This is a genomic window from Novosphingobium sp. G106, from assembly GCF_019075875.1.
In the GTDB taxonomy this organism is placed as follows: domain Bacteria; phylum Pseudomonadota; class Alphaproteobacteria; order Sphingomonadales; family Sphingomonadaceae; genus Novosphingobium.
This window is the reverse complement of sequence record NZ_JAHOOZ010000001.1, coordinates 3,834,349-3,851,296: the sequence shown is the minus strand read 5'-3', so window position 1 is coordinate 3,851,296 and position 16,948 is coordinate 3,834,349. Positions and strand designations below refer to the sequence as shown.

Sequence of the window (16,948 nt, the reverse complement as noted above, 5' to 3'; positions counted from 1 at the left end):
CAGGGACGCGATTTCAGCCGCCCAGCCGTGGTTTCAGGACATAATAGATGTAAGCCAGCACCATCACCAGCCCGAGTGCCGCCGGTATGGTGTAGCCTTCGTTACCAGCGTAGTTGACCATCGCGCAGCCGATTGCGGGTGGGAGATACTGCCAGATGTGGTCCGTCGGCTCGGCCAGCGCCGAGCGCTGCAGGTACAGCACGGCGAGGCCGGCGAAGGTCAGGACTGTCAGCCAGTCGAAGATCGTTTCCATTATCGCCCCGCGTCGAGAACCCGAGATGCACCGTGCTCTCTGCCTCTAAGGTCCTGTCGTTTCAAATGCCAGCACTGTCCGCCCCATTCCCCTGTTGAAGAATAGCGGTGACAGCGACCTGGCTTTGCCCTCTGCCTAACGAGAAAACCTTACCATGGGTTTACCATCGACAAACGGACCGCCTTAAGGTTTCAAATGCATAAACGCCCCATTCAAGGATTGGATCGGGGTTTTCATGAGCATTTTTTCAGGTCTCGACGACCGCGCAGTTGTACACCGCGCTTTCGTCGGCCCGCGCGGGTGACGAAATTCAGCTTGCTGGTGGCACCTATTCTGGTGTTGCGCTGAGCGGGATCAATTTTTCTGGTGCCGTTTCAATCACATCTGCCGACGCGACGAAGCCTGCCGTGTTCACCGACCTCAAAGTGGACCAGAGCAGCAATCTGAGCTTTTCGAACGTCGCGATGACCGCTGCGGCGGGCGGCGCCTTGGTTACCAAATCGTCACTGATCTCCTTCGATCACGTCGAGTTCAGCGGGCAGGCCGGCGGCACGGCACAGTACGGCCTGTCGGTCCGGGACAGCTCTTCGGTTAACGTGACTAACAGCGAGTTCCACGATCTCTCCAACGGCGCCTTCGTGCTCAACAGCAACGGCGTCGCTGTCGCGGACAGCTATTTCCACGATCTGCAGTCCGACGGCATCCAGAGCTCGGCCAGCTCGAACCTGGCCTTCAAGGACAACTTCTTCACCGACTTCCATCCGGCGACGGGCGACCATCCCGACGCCATCCAGATCTGGACCTCGAACAAGACCGTCGCCGATCACGACATCGCGATCTCGGGCAACCTCATCACCCGCGGTGATGGCGGCATTTCGCAGGGCATCTTCGTCACCGACGAAGTCGGCGTGCCGATGGTCAACGTGAACATCTCCGACAACATGGTTCTCGGTGGGATGTACAACTCGATCATGATCGCCGGGGTCGCGAGCGGATCGATCACCAACAACACGGTGGCCGGCCTGCCGGACATGGATAGCTGGATCCGCATGGTCAATGCCTCGACCGTGGCGGTCACCGGCAACACCGCGACCGCCTATGTCGGCTTCACCAGCAGCGTTCCGACGGGGAACTCGACCGTCGGCTATCCTAAGGACGGCGGTGACGCGCTTCTGACGGCCTGGCTCGGCCAGCATGAAATGCCCGGCGCCTTCGATAGTACCACCACTTTCCTGACGGACCTCGGCCTGCCGACCTCGACGTTGGTGTTCGATTCCACGCCTGCCAAGCCGGTCGATGCGCCGAGTTCGATCGAGGTCGTGGCGCCTATTGAGACGCCTACACCGACCCCGACTCCTACACCGACCCCGACTCCTACACCCACGCCCACGCCCACGCCGACTCCTACACCCACCCCGACGCCGACACCCACTCCGACGCCAGTCGGTCCGCAGACGTTCACAGGAACCGAAGGTGCCGAAACGCTTCGTGCCGTTTCGACAGCTTCGATCCTCTACGGCCTGGGAGGGAACGACATCCTGCTGGGCAATGGCACCGACAGCCAGATGTATGGCGGCAAGGGCGACGATTACTACCAGGTCTATGGCACCGGCGACAAAGTCGTGGAGGGTTCCGGCCAGGGCTATGACTCGGTCTTCTCGATGATCAACTATACGCTTGGCGCCAATGTCGAGGAGTTGTTCCTCAAGGGTACGGCGCTGACCGGCACCGGCAACGCGCTGGATAACTCGATTTCCGGGAACGAACTTCACAATACGCTGTACGGTCTGGACGGAAACGACTGGATGCAGGGCCTGGCCGGGAACGACGTGCTGTACGGCGGCCGTGGCAACGACACGCTGAAGGGCGATGACGGCAACGACACGCTCTATGGCGAGGATGGCAACGATGTCCTGACCGGCGGCACCGGGGACGATATCCTTTATGGCGGCGCCGGAAACGACACGCTCGAGGGTGGCACCGGGAACGACATCATGAACGGTGGCGCCGGCAAGGACATCTTCATCTTCCGCAACGAGTCGGTGGTCGCTCACGACAAGGATGAGATCTTCGGCTTCGAAAAGGGCAAGGACATCATTGGCCTGAACATGATCGATGCCAATACGAAGACGCCGGGCGACGACGCCTTCAAGTTCATCGGCACTCAGTCTTTCCACAACGTCGCCGGCGAACTGCAGGCCAAGAGCTATGGTGACGGCGTCATGGTCGCGGGCGATGTCAACGGCGATGGCGTGGCGGACTTCCAGATCTACGTCCACAACGTCACCTCGCTCGCGGCGAGCAACTTCTACCTTTAATTTCGCGCGACAGCGCTTGGCGGCTAAAAGCGGCCGGCTTCAGCGGTTCGGGAGAATCGACGGGGCCGGCCGCTGGCTTTTTGGCCGGCATTTCGAGCACCCCGAACGGTTGCATTGACCTCCGCCAGCGCATATCCACGCCGCATGCCTTCCGACCGGCGCCTGGCGAAGAACGCGTTCCCGATCGCCAGCGGGCATCGCGCGAACCTGTTCCTGGCGGCGAAGCGGAGCCATCGCGATCGCGTTAAGCGATTATCCTCTCGGATGGACTATGCTGATCGGCAAGCCTTGAGGCGCCGATGAAGTTCGAGATTGAGAAGGATTGAAGTATGGGGTTCGCTCTTCCGCGCTTTCGCTGGAAACGTCGCGATCCGCGTCCTCGTGTCGGCGTCCTCCAGCCCTATGCCCGCCCGGGCTACTGGCAGCGCCATCGCCGCTTCGGCCTGACCCTCCTGGGCATCTTCGCATTCTTCTATGGCGCCTTTTTCGGCATCACGACGATCTATCTGCTGGTCCAATTGGTCGTTCCCCTGCTCGTCCTGGTCCTGCTGGTGATCTGGCTGTTGCCGGAGACGGGCAAGGCGCCGGTCAAAGCCGTGGAATGGCTGTTCTTCGCTTTCATGTACGCGCTGCTATTGTGGCCGAACTACCTGGCCTTGGCGATTCCCGGCTTGCCCTGGATCACTGCCATCCGGATGGCAGTGGCGCCGCTGGCGATCCTTTTCCTGATTTCGCTGTCTCAATCCGCTTCGTTCCGCGCGGAGCTGAAGCGTATCCTCGATTCCTGCCCGCTCGTGTGGAAGATGGCTACGGCCTACACGATCCTCAACGTGATAAGCTGCATCATATCGATCGAACCGTCGACGTCTCTGCGCGGCCTGGTGATCGTTCTGTCCAACTGGACGCTGATATTCTTCGTTGCCGCCTACGTCCTGTCCAAGGACGGCCGGGTGGAGAAGTTCGCGCACATAGTCTCGCTCTGCGCGCTCGTCGTTTGCCTGATCGGCGTCTGGGAAGCGCGAATTGGCGCGGTTCCCTGGGCGGGGCATATTCCCAGCTTTCTGAAGATCGAGGATAACAACGTCGAGGCCATTCTGGCCGGGGCCACGCGCGGCGGCGCTTACCGGGTGCAGAGCAAGTTCACCACGCCGCTGTCCCTGGCCGAGTTCATATCCTGTGCGCTGCCCTTCGTGTTCTACGTCATGGTCTATGGAAAGCGCACGATCTTCCGCATCTTGGCGGTCCCGACAGTACCGCTCATATTCTATGTCGTCGTCAAGACGGACGCACGACTGGGGCTCATCGGCTGTCTCGTTGCGCTAGTGCTGTTCCCCGCGCTCTACGGATTGAAAACGCTGAAGAGCGACAAATCCAGCCTCGTTGCTCCTGCCATCGTCATGGGCATTCCGGCCGCGGGCGTCATGTTCTTCATCATAACTCTCTTCATCGGTCGTGTGGGCAAGATGATTTGGGGGTCGGGTGAGCAGTCCCTGAGCACCCAAACGCGCTACGACCAGCTCCACAGCGCCATGCCGAAGATCCTGTCGCATCCGTGGGGCTACGGCCTCGACAAGGGGGCCGAGGTGCTCAACTATCGGTTGGAGAGCGGCTTCCTGACCATCGACAGCTATTATCTCTGCCTGGCGCTGGATCTGGGTGTGCTTGGCTTCGTGACTTTCGTCTGCATGTTGCTGGGGACGGTCTACGTGCTGCTCAATGCGATCCTGAGGGCGGAGCAGATCGATCGCGAATTGACCCTGATGGGCGTCGTCCTGATTGTCGTGGCCCAGTTTGCGATCACCAAGCTGGTCCTCGCTCAGGTCGAGACCCATGCCTATTTCTTTGCCGTCCTCGGCGGCGCGGTCGCGCTGGCCTATCGACATTCCGTGGCCAAGGCAGCAGAGCCGGCGGCCCAACTGCCCGTCGAAAAGAAGGCGCGCCCCATCCGCAGGGCTCAGCCGGCACTCAACTGAGGACCGAGGCATGATTGCCGGCGCGGTCGCCATTGCCGGTCAATCAGGCGTGATCTGCACTTTCAGATGATCGTTGGGGCCGCGCATCTCCTCCACCAGCGAGGGGAGGCGGGCAAGAGGGACCGTCTCGGTCACGGCCACGCCTGGCCGTATGCTGCCGGCGTCGAACAGGCGGACGGTTTCGGTGAAATCCTCGGGCGCATAGCCGATGGGGAAGATCAGGGTGGCGTCGCGGAAAGCGGTGAAGGCAGGGATCACCGGATCGTGGCTGGTGCACATGCCGAGCGAGACGATCGTCCCGCCGGTCCGCAGACGGGAAACCGCCTCGCCCAGCGCTCCCGGCTTGCCGATACCCTCGACGACGATGTCGGGCGGCGCCGGCATTGCTCGGTCCAGCGCCGTGGGATCGTCACCGAGGCTCACCGCCTCGTCGGCGCCCATGGCTAGCGCGATGGCGTGGCGCGCCGGGGTGCGCGTCGCCACGACGATCCGTCCGGCGCCCATCGCACGCGCCCAATAGACCGCCGCAATGCCGATCGAACCCGCGCCGATCACCAGCACGCTGGCGCCCTGCTCGAGCCGCGCCATGCGCATGGCGCGGCGGCCGCAAGCGATCGGCTCGACCAGCGCGCCTTCGGCCATCGAGACCGAAGCGGGGAAGCGGAAGCCCGACCGTTCGGTAATTACCATCCGCTCGCCGAAACCGCCGGACTGCTGAGGTCCCACCTCGCAGAACAGCGGCCGGCCGGCGCGGCAGGGCGGGCAATCGCCGCAGAACCCGCGCGGCATCACCGCGACGTTGTCCCCTACCTTCAGCGAGGTAACCCCATGGCCGAGCTCGATCACGGTGCCTGCACTCTCGTGCCCCATCCGGCTGCCCACGGCATAGTCGAACGGCGATCCCGACGTCAGGCTGACATCGCTGCCGCAGATGCCGCAGCGCTTGACCTCGATCCGCACCGATCCGGCGGGAAGGGGATCGTCGGCGATGTCCTCGATCGTGATGGGCTTGCCTGCCCCATTGAACACCGCAACGCGCATCGCTTTCTCCCGGTCTGCTGACCTTGCCTCCCCTCTTCGCGCGATTGCCGGGGCTATTGCAAGGTGCGCCACTAGCTCCCCCCGAAACTCTTGGTTTAGGGAGCGAGCAATTCCCCAAGCTACAGGATGCAGGCATGAGCAAGTTGACGGGGCTGATCGCCAAGGCCTTGATGATCCCCGAGGACCGCGTGGTCGAAGACCTGCAGTACAATTCGATCCCCGAATGGGATTCGGTCGCCCACATGGCGCTCGTGGCCGAGCTCGAGGATAGCTTCGAAATCATGCTCGACACCGACGACATCATCGCGATGTCCTCGGTGGGGAAGATCGGCGAAATCCTGGCCAAGTACGATGTGGCGGCCTGATGCGCTCGATGGGAAGGTAGGGCTCGTCACCGGGGCCGGCCGTGGCATCGGACTGGCGACGGCGCGGGCGCTGATCGAAGCCGGCGCCGAAGTCTGGCTCAATGCGCGCAGCGAAGGTTCGCTGGATCAGGTCTGCGCCGAATTGGGCCCCAAGGCCAAAGCGCTCTATTTCGACGTCAACGATGCCGTCGCCATCCGCACGGGGTTCGCGCGGATCCAGTCCGAAAACAAGCGCCTCGACATCCTGGTCAACAATGCCGGCATCCTGCGCGAAGGGGTGATCGAAATGGCCTCCGTGCAGATGATCGACGAGGTGCTGAGCACGAATGTGCGCGGGCTGTTGCTCTGCAGCCAGTATGCCGCGCGGCTGATGGCGCGCGGCGGCGGCGGCTCGATCATCAATTTGGCATCGATCATGGGTCGGTTCGGCAATTCGGGCCAGACGGTCTATGCCGCGAGCAAGGCTGCAGTGATCGGCGCGACCTACAGCCTGGCCAAGGAGCTCGCAGGCCGCCAGATCCGCGTCAACGCGATTGCCCCCGGCGCGATCGACACCGACATGATCGCGGCGCTTCCTGCGGCCAAGCGCGAAGCGCTGGTCGGCACGATCGGCATGGGCCGCCTCGGCACTGCAGAAGACATCGCACCCGTCTGCGTCTTCCTCGCCTCGGATGCCTCGCGCTACGTCACCGGACAGGTGATCGGGGTGGACGGCGGCATGGTCGTCTGACCGGCGATGTTCGGCGACTATTTTCAGCGCCACGCCGCCCGTCCCTGCCTGCGCGACGGCGAGCGCGTGCTCTCCTATGCCGAGACGTTGGCGCTGGGCCGCTCGCTGATCGCCGAGCTCGATGGGCCGCGCTCGCTGGTGATCCTGCGCTGCTCCCTGACTGCGGAATGCGTTGCGGCCTATGTCGCCCTGCTCGACGCCGGCCATGCGCCGCTGCTACTCGAAGCCGATCTTGCCGAAGAACTCGTCGAACATCTTGCCGAACTTTACCGCGTCGACGCCGTCATTGACCCGATCGGCGGTATCGACCTGCGCCAGGGCGGCGCCGTGCTCCACCCCGAGCTGGCGCTGCTGCTGACGACCTCGGGCAGCACGGGTTCGCCCAAGCTCGTGCGCCTAAGCCGCGCCGGCGTGCTGGCCAATGCGCTGGCTATTGCGCAGTCGCTAGCGCTCGATGCCGATGAGCGGCCGCTGCTGCACCTGCCGATGAGCTATTCCTACGGGTTGTCGGTGATCCACTCGCACATCGTCACCGGCGGCTGCATCGGCCTGACGCGGCATGGCGTAATGGAGCCCGGCTATTTCGAGGATCTCGAAGCCCATCAGGCGACCTCGATCGCCGGCGTGCCGTTCCACTACGCGGCGCTGCGCCGGCTGCTGGGCAAGATCCAGACTTCGTCGCTGCGGACCATGACCCAGGCCGGCGGGCGGCTCGACCCGAAGCTCGTCGCCTTCTTTGCCGAATGGGCCGAGCTCAGCGGGCGGCGCTTCGTCGTGATGTACGGCCAGACCGAGGCGGGCCCGCGCATCACGCTGTTGCCGCCCGAAAGCGCGCGTTCCGCGCCGGAGGCGATCGGTCTGCCGCTGCCCGGCGTGACCGTGTATCTGCAAGGCGAGGACGGCCGGCCCGTCGGAGAGGGTGAACCGGGCGAGATGGTGGTCGAGAGCCCCGGCGTGATGATGGGCTATGCCCAAGGCCCGGACGACCTTGCCGTCGGCGACCTGCTCGGCGGGCGGCTCGCCACTGGCGACATAGCGCTGCGCGGAGGCGATGGCCTGCTGCGGATCATCGGGCGGGCCTCGCGCATCGTCAAGGTCTTCGGCCTGCGGGTGAATGCCGACGAGGTCGAGCAGCGGCTGGCCGCGTTCGGCCACCAGGCCGTCTGTTTCGGCGCGGAGGATGCGCTGCGCGTACTGCTGGAAAGCCAGGCCGATACCGCGGCGGTGCGGCAGCAGTTGGTCGAGCTGTTCTCGCTCCCGCCACGCGGCATCGAAGTGCGGCTGGCCCGCGCCCCGATCGCCCGGCCGGCTTCGGGCAAGGTCGCTGCCAGCACGCTCGAAGCCGCTTGGGACGAGGCTGCCGGCACCTGAAACGCGGCCCGCTTCCATTCCGAATTCCTTGCCGGTAACAGGGCGTGATGATCGACCGCTTGTTCGATATGCCGGTCTACGGCCTTACCCAGCGCGAGAAGCACGCCGTGCTCGCGGAGGAGATGCGCGAGCTGACCGCGCACCACCGCGCCGCCTGCCCGCCCTATGATGCGATCCTAGAGGGATATGGCGAGGCCGTGCCGCCGGGCGGTGTCGAGGCACCTTTCCTGCCCGTCTCGATCTTCAAGCTGCACGACCTCGCCTCGGTCCCGCGCGAGGCGGTGTTCAAGACGATGACCTCGTCGGGCACGACCGGTCAGCAGCCGTCGCGGATCTATCTCGATGCCGATACGGCGCGCAACCAGACGCGCGTTCTGGTCAAGATCATGACCTCGTTCCTCGGGCCGAAGCGTCTGCCGATGCTGATCATCGACCATCCTAGCGTGGTCAAGGACCGGCGCAGCTTCTCCGCGCGCGGCGCCGGCATCCTCGGCATGATGACCTTCGGCCGCCAGCACATCTTCGCGCTCAAGGATGAGACGATGGAGCTCGACTGGGAAGCGATCGACCAGTTCGCCGAAGTTTACGAGGGCCAGCCGATCTTCGCCTTCGGCTTCACCTTCATGGTCTGGCGCTACCTGCTCCAGGCGCTCGAACGCTCGGGCCGCAAGCTGCCCTTCCGCGATGCGATCCTCGTACACAGCGGCGGCTGGAAGAAGCTCGAGGACGAGAAGGTCTCGAACGAGGTGTTCAAGAGCCAGGCCGATGCGCTGGGCGGCTTCGGGCGTGTCCATAACTTCTATGGCATGGTCGAGCAGACCGGCTCGGTTTTCGTCGAATGCGAGGCAGGGCGGCTCCACGCGCCGCTGTTCGCCGACGTCGTGATCCGCGATCCGCTCGACTGGCGCGAATGTGCAGTCGGCGAGACGGGGGTGATCCAGGTCCTCTCGGTACTGCCGCGTTCCTATCCGGGCCATTCGCTGCTGACCGAAGACAAGGGCGTGCTGCTCGGCGAGGACGACTGCCCCTGCGGCCGGCTGGGCCGGACTTTCGCGGTTCATGGCCGCATCCCCAAGGCCGAAGTGCGTGGCTGTAGCGACACCTTCAGCCAATCTGGCAGCCAGAATGGATGACGTGACCACAACCGACGATCCGCTGGGCGGCGTGAACGTGGTGCTTCCGCGCGGCGGCACGATGGCAGCGGTGCTGGCCGCGCGCCCGTTGCTGCCGTTCGCACCGCCGGTGCTCGGCTTCGTCGAAGAGTTCGGCCGTGCGCTGCGCAGCGATCCGACGGTGCGCCGCTATCCCGAGCTCGTCGCGCTCGGCTTCTGGGCCCGCGCTGCCAACATCGCGCGGCTGCGCGCGCGGTTCGACGCGGCCTATCCAGAGGCTTTGCGACTGCCGCGCGGCTCTGCCTTTCATATTGCGCCGTCGAACGTCGATACGATCTTCGTCTATTCGCTGCTGCTGTCGATGCTCGCGGGCAATGCCAATATCGTCCGTGTCTCCTCGCGTTCGGGCGACCAGGCCGGCCTGCTCATGCAGGTGTTCGAGCGGGTGCTGGCCGAAGCCGACGAACCGGTCCGCGCCGCAACCGCGATCGTCCGCTACGAGCATGACCGCGCCATCACCGATGCGCTGTCGCGCGCGGTCGGTCTCAGAATCGTCTGGGGCGGCGACGCCACGGTCGATCTCGTTCGCGCGAGCCCGCTGGCGCCGACCGCGAGCGAGCTGGTGTTCCCCAACAAGTTCTCGCTCGCGGTGATCGACGCCGAGGCCTGGCTTGCGGCTGCCGACCAAGAGGCCGTGGCGCGGGCTTTCGTCAACGACGCCTACTGGTTCGGCCAGATGGCCTGCTCTTCGCCGCGTGCCGTGGTCTGGCGCGGTTCGGCCGAGCGCGTGGGAAAGGCGAGCGCAGGCTTCTGGACGGCCATCGAACGCGCGGTCTCGCAAGGCGATTTCGAGTGGGAGGACGCCGACGCCGTGGCCAAGCTGCTGGCCGAGCAGGGCGCAGCGATGGAAGGCGACGTCGCGATCCTGCCCAGCGCCAGCAACCGCGTCCGGGTCATCCGCTGCGCCCGGCCGGCACAGCTGGCCGTGCCGAGCGAAGCTGGCAACGGTTTCTTCCGTGAGGCCCGCGTCGATGCCCTCGACGAACTTGCCGCGCTTGCCCAGCCGCACTGGCAGACCATCGTCAGCTTCGGGATCGACAACCAGGAATGGCGCGAAGCCCTGGCGGAGGGTCTGCCGCGGGGGATCGACCGCGTCGTGCGCGTCGGCACGGCGCTCGATTTCGATGCGATCTGGGACGGCAAGGACTTGCTCGCGGCAATGACGCGCCTCGCCGCGATTTCGGTCTAGCATTGCTGCGATTGGGAAATGCCTCACTAGCCCCCTCGAATCTCTTCGTTTAGGGAGCCGCCGACACAATCCGGTCATTTTCCGCCTCGAAAGGAGGAAGCCGATCCGGATCGAAGCGCTTTGGCGAAATTGCCAGCCTACCGCGCCGCTGAAAAAGGGTATGTCGCTCAAATGCTGATTGCTGTCATCGGTTCGGGTTACGTCGGGCTCGTATCGGGCGCCTGCTTTTCGGACTTCGGCCACGACGTCATCTGCGTCGACAAGGACGAAGCCAAGATCGGCGCCCTCAAGGCCGGGCAGATCCCGATCTTCGAGCCCGGCCTCGATCATCTCGTCGCAAGCAACGCCGCGGCCGGGCGGCTGTCTTTCACCACCGAGCTGGCCGAAGCGGTCAAGGCCGCCGATGCCGTGTTCATCGCTGTCGGCACGCCTTCGCGCCGCGGCGACGGCTATGCCGACCTGTCCTATGTCTATGGCGCTGCCGAGGAAATCGCCGCCGCCATCGACGGTTTCACGGTGATCGTCAACAAGTCGACCGTGCCCGTGGGCACCGGTGACGAGGTCGAGCGGATCATCCGCGAGGCCAATCCCGCAGCCGATTTCGCCGTGATCTCGAACCCCGAATTCCTCCGCGAAGGCGCGGCGATCGCCGACTTCAAGCATCCGGACCGCATCGTCATCGGCGGCGATGACGAGCGTGGCCTGCAGGCCATGCGCGCAGTCTATCGCCCGCTGTTCCTCGGCGGCAAGTCGCCGCTGATCGAGATGAGCCGCCGCGGCGCCGAGCTGACCAAATATGCCGGCAACGCCTTCCTCGCGACCAAGATCACTTTCATCAACGAGATCGCCGACCTCTGCGAGAAGGTCGGCGCTGACGTGCGCGAAGTGGCGCGGGGCATCGGCCTCGACAACCGCATCGGCGGCAAGTTCCTCAACGCGGGACCCGGCTATGGCGGCAGCTGCTTCCCCAAGGACACCGTCGCCCTGCTCAAGACCGCGCAGGATTTCGAGGCGCCGCAGCGCATCGTCGAGGCCGTTGTCGCGGTCAACGACAACCGCAAGCGTGCCATGGGCCGCAAGGTGATCGCGGCCTGCGGTGGCGACGTGCGCGGCAAGCGCATCGCCATCCTCGGGCTGACCTTCAAACCCAACACCGACGACATGCGCGATTCTCCCGCCATCGCCATCATCCGCGCGCTGCAGGACGCCGGTGCGCTCGTCGCCGCCTGCGATCCCGAAGGCGTCGAGCAGGCGCGGCTCGTGCTCGAGGACGTCGAATATGTCGTCAGCCCCTGGGAAGCGATCGCCGGTGCATCGGCTGCGGTCATCGTCACCGAATGGGATGCCTACCGTGGGCTCGACCTCGCACGGATGAAGGCCGCACTCGCCGAACCGGTGCTGGTGGATCTCAGAAATATCTACGACCGCGAGACCGCCGAAGGCCTCGGCCTCAACTATCACGCGGTCGGCAGGTGAAAGTTAACCATGGCGGAGCTAGGGACTAACCCCATGCGCACCGTCCTCGTCACCGGCACGGCCGGCTTCATCGGTTTCCACCTGTCGCGGCTGCTGCTCGCCGAAGGCTTCCGCGTCGTCGGCGTCGACGCCATGACGAGCTACTACGACGTCGCGCTCAAGCAGCGGCGCCACGCCATGCTGCGTGAGAGCAATGCCTTCAGTGCCGAGGAATTCGACATCCTCGAGTCCGAGCGGCTGATTGCCTATGCTCGCGCTGCGGCGCCCGACGCCATCGTCCACCTCGCCGCGCAGGCCGGTGTGCGTTACAGCCTCGAGCATCCGCGCACCTATATCGACACCAACATCACCGGCACGTTCAACGTGATGGAAGTGGCGCGCGAACTCGGCGTCGGCCACCTGCTGATGGCCTCGACCTCGTCGGTCTATGGCGCGAACGAGGACATGCCTTTCGCCGAGACGCAGAAGTGCGACACGCCGCTGACGATCTACGCCGCGACCAAGAAGGCGAACGAATCGATGGGCCATTCCTATGCCCATCTCTGGGACCTGCCGGTGACTATGTTCCGCTTCTTCACCGTCTATGGCCCCTGGGGCCGGCCCGACATGGCGCTGTTCAAGTTCACCAAAGGCATCCTCGAAGGCACGCCGATCGACATCTACAACCACGGCCAGATGTTCCGCGACTTCACCTATGTCGAGGATCTGGTCCGCGGCATTCGCCTGCTGATCGATGCCGTGCCGCAGCGCCCTGCCTCGCCTGGCGAGGTGCCGGCGGGCGACAGCCTCTCGCCGGTCGCGCCGTTCCGCGTGGTCAACATCGGCAACAGCGACAAGGTCCGGCTCGAGGATTTCATCGACGCGATCGAGCAGGAACTCGGCCGCAAGGCGATCCGCAACTACATGGACATGCAGCCGGGCGACGTACCGGCAACCTGGGCCGACGCGTCGCTGCTGCGGACGTTGACCGGATATTCGCCCGCGACCGACGTTCGCGAAGGGGTGAAGCGTTTCGTCGCCTGGTATCGCGAGCAATACGAGGCTTGAGGCGGCGGGGGACCAGGACCGGAACGTGGACAAGGTGCGCGCGTTTACCTTATCTGGGCCGCGCAAGGACGGGGAATAGGTCGGGTGGATAACGGTCGACGCGAACCAGCAAGCCCGCCCGCCCGCCGCCCTTCGGTCGGAATCGCCGCGTTCGCCGCCGCTCGGCTCCCGTACCGGCGCCACGCCCGATGAAAGCGGCGGACCAGGCTAGCAGGCTTTTCGTTTGCGACGGCACGCGGACGACGAGCGGCGCCGAGACCCGCTGGTGGCAGTCGCCCTGGCTATGGCTGGCCTTGGCGCTCGGCTCGCTCGTGCCCTTCCTGGCCGCTCCCCTGCCGCCGCTCGGCGATCTGCTCACCCACATGGCGCGCTACCATGTGATGCTGGACGGCGAGCAATCGCCTTTCCTGCGGCAGTACTTCCGGTTCCGCTGGGTGATCGCGCCGAACATGGGGCAGGACTTGCTGATGGCTGCCGCCGGCCCCTTGCTGGGGGGCGGAGCGCGGTGCGATCGTCCTGTCGGCGTTGTTGCCGCCGCTCCAGATCCTGCTGATCCGGCAACTGAGCAAGGCAGTCCATGGCGCGGTACAGCCCACGGCACTGCTCGCGGTCCCTTTCGTCTACAGCTTTACCTATCTCTTCGGCTTCATGAATTTTCATACGGGGATCACGCTCGCTTTTGCTGTGATCCTGTTTTGGTACCGCACCCCAAGCTGGAGCGAGTTGCCGCGCGCCGCGTGCTTGCTGGTGCTCGCTTCGATGGTCTGGCTCGCGCATCTCGCCGCCTGGTGTGTCCTCGTCGGCACGCTTGCCATGTTCGAGCTGTCAGTGCTGATCCGCGATCGTCAATGGAACGTCCGCTACATGGCACGGCGCATCGTCTTCGTCGGCCTGCCCGTCCTCCTGCCTGCCCTGCTGATCCTGCTCGGGCCGGCACGCGAGATCGTCGGAGCGGCCCCCGGTCTGCCCTTCTCTCTCAAGTTCAAGATTTCCAACCTGGGCACACCGCTGCGGGACGAAGTGAAATTGCTCGACCTGGCGAGCCTGGCTCTGATTGCAGCCATCCCGGCGGTGCTTGTGCTGCGTGGGCAAGCCCGGCTGATGCTCAGTCTCGCGCTGGTCTCGGCATTCCTGTTCGTGGCCTTCTGGATTGTGCCGTCGAGTTCGATGTCCGGCTACTACGTCGACACGCGCCTGGTTTCGGTCATGTACATCATCGCGCTCGTCGCAGTCCGGTTCGAAGGCAATGCGCGGACCGCGGGCATCATTGCCGCTTTCGCGGTGGCGCTCTTCGTCGTCCGTATCGGCGCGACAGCCCATGGATGGGCCGAACGCAGCAAATCGCTCAATGCCGAACTCGGCGCCTTGCAATATATTCCCCGAGGCGCGCGTATCGCCAATATCGTGCCCGAACGCGGCTGTTTCAACGCGTGGTACAACGACAGCTTGAAGGGTGTGCCGAACTTGGCGATCGTGCGGCGCGATGCCTTCGTCTCATCCTATTGGGACATTCCCGGTCAGCAGATCATGGCCCCGATCTACAATCCGGGGACGCCCTACAACGGCGAGCTCTCGTTCAGCCCACGCGGCAAGACGCGGCCTCCCGGCAAGGTCTGCTCGGGCATCGACCTCGATCAGTGGCTTGTGAACCTACCGCGCAATCGCTTCGACTTCGTGTGGCTTTTCCAGGCAGACCTGCCCGAACCCGCACCACAATGGCTGGAACTCAAATATGCCGGACCGAATGGAAAACTCTATGCAATCCGTCATTGATACTGCTTCACCAGCGGTCGAAGCCGCTGCCAGGCGTCAGATGGGCCCGCAGCTAGCGGTCGTTCTGCCGACCTACAACGAGCGCACGAACATTTCCGGGATGGTGACGCGGCTGGATGCGGCGCTGTCGGGGATCGCCTGGGAAGTGATCATCGTCGACGACAACAGTCCCGACGGGACCTCGGACGAGGCGCGGGTGCTGAGCCAGGGCGATCCGCGGGTGCGGGTGATCCAGCGGATCGGCCGGCGCGGGCTGGCCTCGGCGGCGATCGAGGGCATGCTGGCGACCGCGGCGCCGGTCGTCGCGGTGATGGATGCCGACCACCAGCACGATCCGGCGCTGCTGCCGGGCATGCTCGAGGCGGTCGAGAGCGGGAACTACGACGTCGCCGTCGCCTCGCGCTTTGCCGAGGGCGCGAGCACCGAGGCCTGGGGCCGCCCCGACCGGGTCAAGGCCTCGGGCCTGGCCAATTCGATCGCGCGCAAGGTCACCGGCGTCGAACTCAGCGATCCGATGAGCGGCTATTTCATGCTGCGCGCCGAGACCTTGCGCGGCGACGCGCACCGCCTCTCGGGCGTGGGCTTCAAGATCCTGCTCGACATCATGGCGACGGTCGACACGACCCTGCGGGTCAAGGAATTCCCGATGCATTTCGCGGCGCGCGCGGGCGGCGAGTCCAAGCTCGACCGGACGGTGGTCTTCGAATTCCTCGTCGGGCTCTACGACCGCTGGCTGGGCCGGATCATCCCGACGCGCTTCGCGCTGTTCGGCACGATCGGCGCGGTGGGCGTCATCGTGCACATGGCGGTGCTGACGACTTTCCTGTCGATCTTCGGCGGGCCGCCGGTCAAGGGCCAGCTGGTCACCGCCTTCGAGCTCGGCCAGACGGTCGCGGCGATGGTGGCGATGACCTTCAACTTCGTGCTCAACAACGCGCTGACCTATTCGGACAAGCGGCTGACGGGCTTCGTGCCGCTGCTCAAGGGCTGGTGCAAGTTCGCGCTGACCTGCTCGGTGGGCCTCACCGCCAATGTCGGCGTCGCCGCGATCCTCGTGCGCTTCGGGGTGCACGAATACCCCGCCGCGATCACCGGCATCATCGTCGGATCGGTCTGGAACTTCGCCCTCTCCTCGCGCTTCGTCTGGGGCAAGTATTGAGGGCGGCGGCGAGCGCGCAGATGTCAATGCCAGGCCCGCTGTGCTAGGGGGCATGCAAAAGGTTCGGGGTACGCAATGGCGATCGATGTGAGCGGTGAATACGATCGGGCGGCCGATCGCGAAACCGTGTCCTCGCATCCGGCGGACGTGGCGGTTCCCGAAGTGACCGTAATCGTCGTCAGCTACAACACGCGCGAACTGACCCTGAGGGCGCTCGAAACGCTGCTTGCCAACTCGCCGGGGCTGGCGATGCGCGTGGTCCTGTTCGACAATGCCTCGCACGATGGCTCGGCGGAGGCCGTGCGCGCGCGCTTTCCCCAGGTCGAATGCGTCGCCAATCCGGACAACCTCGGCTTTGCCAAGGCGAATAACCTCGTCGCGGAAACGGCGACCACGCCCTATGTCTGCCTGCTCAATCCCGATACCGAGACGCATCCCGGCGCCATTGCCAATCTGCTCGCCTTCGCCAAGGCCCATCCCGAAGCGGGGATCGTCGGCGGGCGAACGGTCTTTCCCGACGGTTCGCTGAACCCGACCTCTTGCTGGAGCCGGATGACGCCGTGGAGCCTGTTCTGCCAGACGGTGGGCCTGGCCCAGAAGTTCCCCCACTCGCCGCTGTTCAATTCCGAAGGCATAGGCGGCTGGAAGCGCGATACGGTGCGTGAGGTGGACATCGTCACCGGCTGCTTCCTGCTTTGCGAGACCAGCCTGTGGCGGCGGCTGGGCGGGTTCAACCTGCGCTATTGGATGTACGGCGAGGATGCCGACCTGGCGCTGCGCGCGCGCAAGCTCGGCTATCGGCCGATGATCACGCCCGATGCCCAGATCATGCATATCGTCGGCGCCTCGACCAAGCGTCACGCCGACAAGGTCTGCGCGGTGATGCGCGCCAAGGCGACGCTGGTTCGCGATCACTGGTCGCCGCTGATGGTGCCGGTAGGCATCGCCCAGCTCTGGCTCTGGGCGCTGGCGCGGCGTGTCGGCGCCAGTCTAACCAGTTCGGCCGAGCAAAGCGAACGGCTTAAGCAGATCTGGCGGCAGCGACATGACTGGCTCGCCGGGTTCCGGTGACGCGCGCCGA

General features: G+C 64.9%; 14 protein-coding genes. 12 read left to right on the top strand and 2 right to left on the bottom strand.

Annotation, left to right across the window (positions count from 1 at the left end; all coding sequences use genetic code 11):
• Positions 1 to 13: 13 nt before the first annotated feature.
• Positions 14 to 253 (bottom strand): XrtV sorting system accessory protein, encoded by a 240-nt coding sequence (locus KRR38_RS18325; protein WP_217404275.1) that lies wholly within the window; start codon positions 251 to 253, stop codon positions 14 to 16.
• A gap of 407 nt (positions 254 to 660) precedes the next feature.
• Between KRR38_RS18325 and KRR38_RS18320 the strand changes: the two genes are divergently transcribed.
• Together KRR38_RS18320 and KRR38_RS18315 are read left to right on the top strand one after the other, a co-directional pair.
• Positions 661 to 2,571: a right-handed parallel beta-helix repeat-containing protein gene (locus tag KRR38_RS18320; RefSeq protein ID WP_217404273.1), complete on the top strand. Its 1,911-nt coding sequence runs from the start codon at positions 661 to 663 to the stop codon at positions 2,569 to 2,571.
• Between the two features lie 329 nt (positions 2,572 to 2,900).
• Positions 2,901 to 4,544, top strand: coding sequence for an O-antigen ligase family protein (locus KRR38_RS18315; RefSeq protein WP_217404271.1), 1,644 nt, complete (start codon positions 2,901 to 2,903; stop codon positions 4,542 to 4,544).
• A gap of 39 nt (positions 4,545 to 4,583) precedes the next feature.
• Here the strand turns inward: KRR38_RS18315 and KRR38_RS18310 are convergent, their stop codons facing one another.
• Positions 4,584 to 5,585 (bottom strand): zinc-binding dehydrogenase, encoded by a 1,002-nt coding sequence (locus KRR38_RS18310; protein WP_217404269.1) that lies wholly within the window; start codon positions 5,583 to 5,585, stop codon positions 4,584 to 4,586.
• A gap of 134 nt (positions 5,586 to 5,719) precedes the next feature.
• On the opposite strand from KRR38_RS18310, the gene KRR38_RS18305 reads away from it, so the two are divergent.
• The 10 genes from KRR38_RS18305 to KRR38_RS18260 all read left to right on the top strand — a co-directional run bounded on the left by KRR38_RS18305 (position 5,720) and on the right by KRR38_RS18260 (position 16,938).
• Entirely contained in the window at positions 5,720 to 5,950 is a 231-nt protein-coding gene (locus KRR38_RS18305; protein ID WP_217404267.1) for an acyl carrier protein, read from the top strand.
• On the top strand, positions 5,937 to 6,680 hold the full coding sequence (locus tag KRR38_RS18300) for an SDR family NAD(P)-dependent oxidoreductase (protein WP_217404265.1): 744 nt from the start codon (positions 5,937 to 5,939) through the stop codon (positions 6,678 to 6,680). Before KRR38_RS18305 ends, KRR38_RS18300 begins: the two co-directional genes overlap by 14 nt.
• Before the next feature lie 6 nt (positions 6,681 to 6,686).
• Positions 6,687 to 8,051: an AMP-binding protein gene (locus KRR38_RS18295; protein WP_217404263.1), complete on the top strand. Its 1,365-nt coding sequence runs from the start codon at positions 6,687 to 6,689 to the stop codon at positions 8,049 to 8,051.
• A gap of 47 nt (positions 8,052 to 8,098) precedes the next feature.
• Positions 8,099 to 9,184: an acyl-protein synthetase gene (locus tag KRR38_RS18290; protein ID WP_217404261.1), complete on the top strand. Its 1,086-nt coding sequence runs from the start codon at positions 8,099 to 8,101 to the stop codon at positions 9,182 to 9,184.
• Positions 9,177 to 10,412: an acyl-CoA reductase gene (locus KRR38_RS18285; RefSeq protein WP_217404259.1), complete on the top strand. Its 1,236-nt coding sequence runs from the start codon at positions 9,177 to 9,179 to the stop codon at positions 10,410 to 10,412. Before KRR38_RS18290 ends, KRR38_RS18285 begins: the two co-directional genes overlap by 8 nt.
• Positions 10,413 to 10,583: 171 nt before the next feature.
• Complete coding sequence (locus KRR38_RS18280; protein ID WP_217404257.1) at positions 10,584 to 11,888, top strand: UDP-glucose/GDP-mannose dehydrogenase family protein; 1,305 nt, start codon at positions 10,584 to 10,586, stop codon at positions 11,886 to 11,888.
• A 33-nt stretch (positions 11,889 to 11,921) separates the two neighbouring features.
• Positions 11,922 to 12,935, top strand: a complete 1,014-nt coding sequence (locus tag KRR38_RS18275; protein WP_217404255.1) for an SDR family NAD(P)-dependent oxidoreductase — start codon at positions 11,922 to 11,924, stop codon at positions 12,933 to 12,935.
• A gap of 528 nt (positions 12,936 to 13,463) precedes the next feature.
• Positions 13,464 to 14,708, top strand: coding sequence for a hypothetical protein (locus tag KRR38_RS18270; RefSeq protein ID WP_217404253.1), 1,245 nt, complete (start codon positions 13,464 to 13,466; stop codon positions 14,706 to 14,708).
• A gap of 40 nt (positions 14,709 to 14,748) precedes the next feature.
• Positions 14,749 to 15,867 carry a glycosyltransferase family 2 protein gene (locus tag KRR38_RS18265; protein ID WP_217407328.1) on the top strand — a complete coding sequence of 373 codons (1,119 nt, stop codon included), beginning with the start codon at positions 14,749 to 14,751 and terminating at the stop codon, positions 15,865 to 15,867.
• A 75-nt stretch (positions 15,868 to 15,942) separates the two neighbouring features.
• Positions 15,943 to 16,938, top strand: a complete 996-nt coding sequence (locus tag KRR38_RS18260; protein WP_217404251.1) for a glycosyltransferase family 2 protein — start codon at positions 15,943 to 15,945, stop codon at positions 16,936 to 16,938.
• The last annotated feature ends 10 nt before the right edge of the window (positions 16,939 to 16,948 follow it).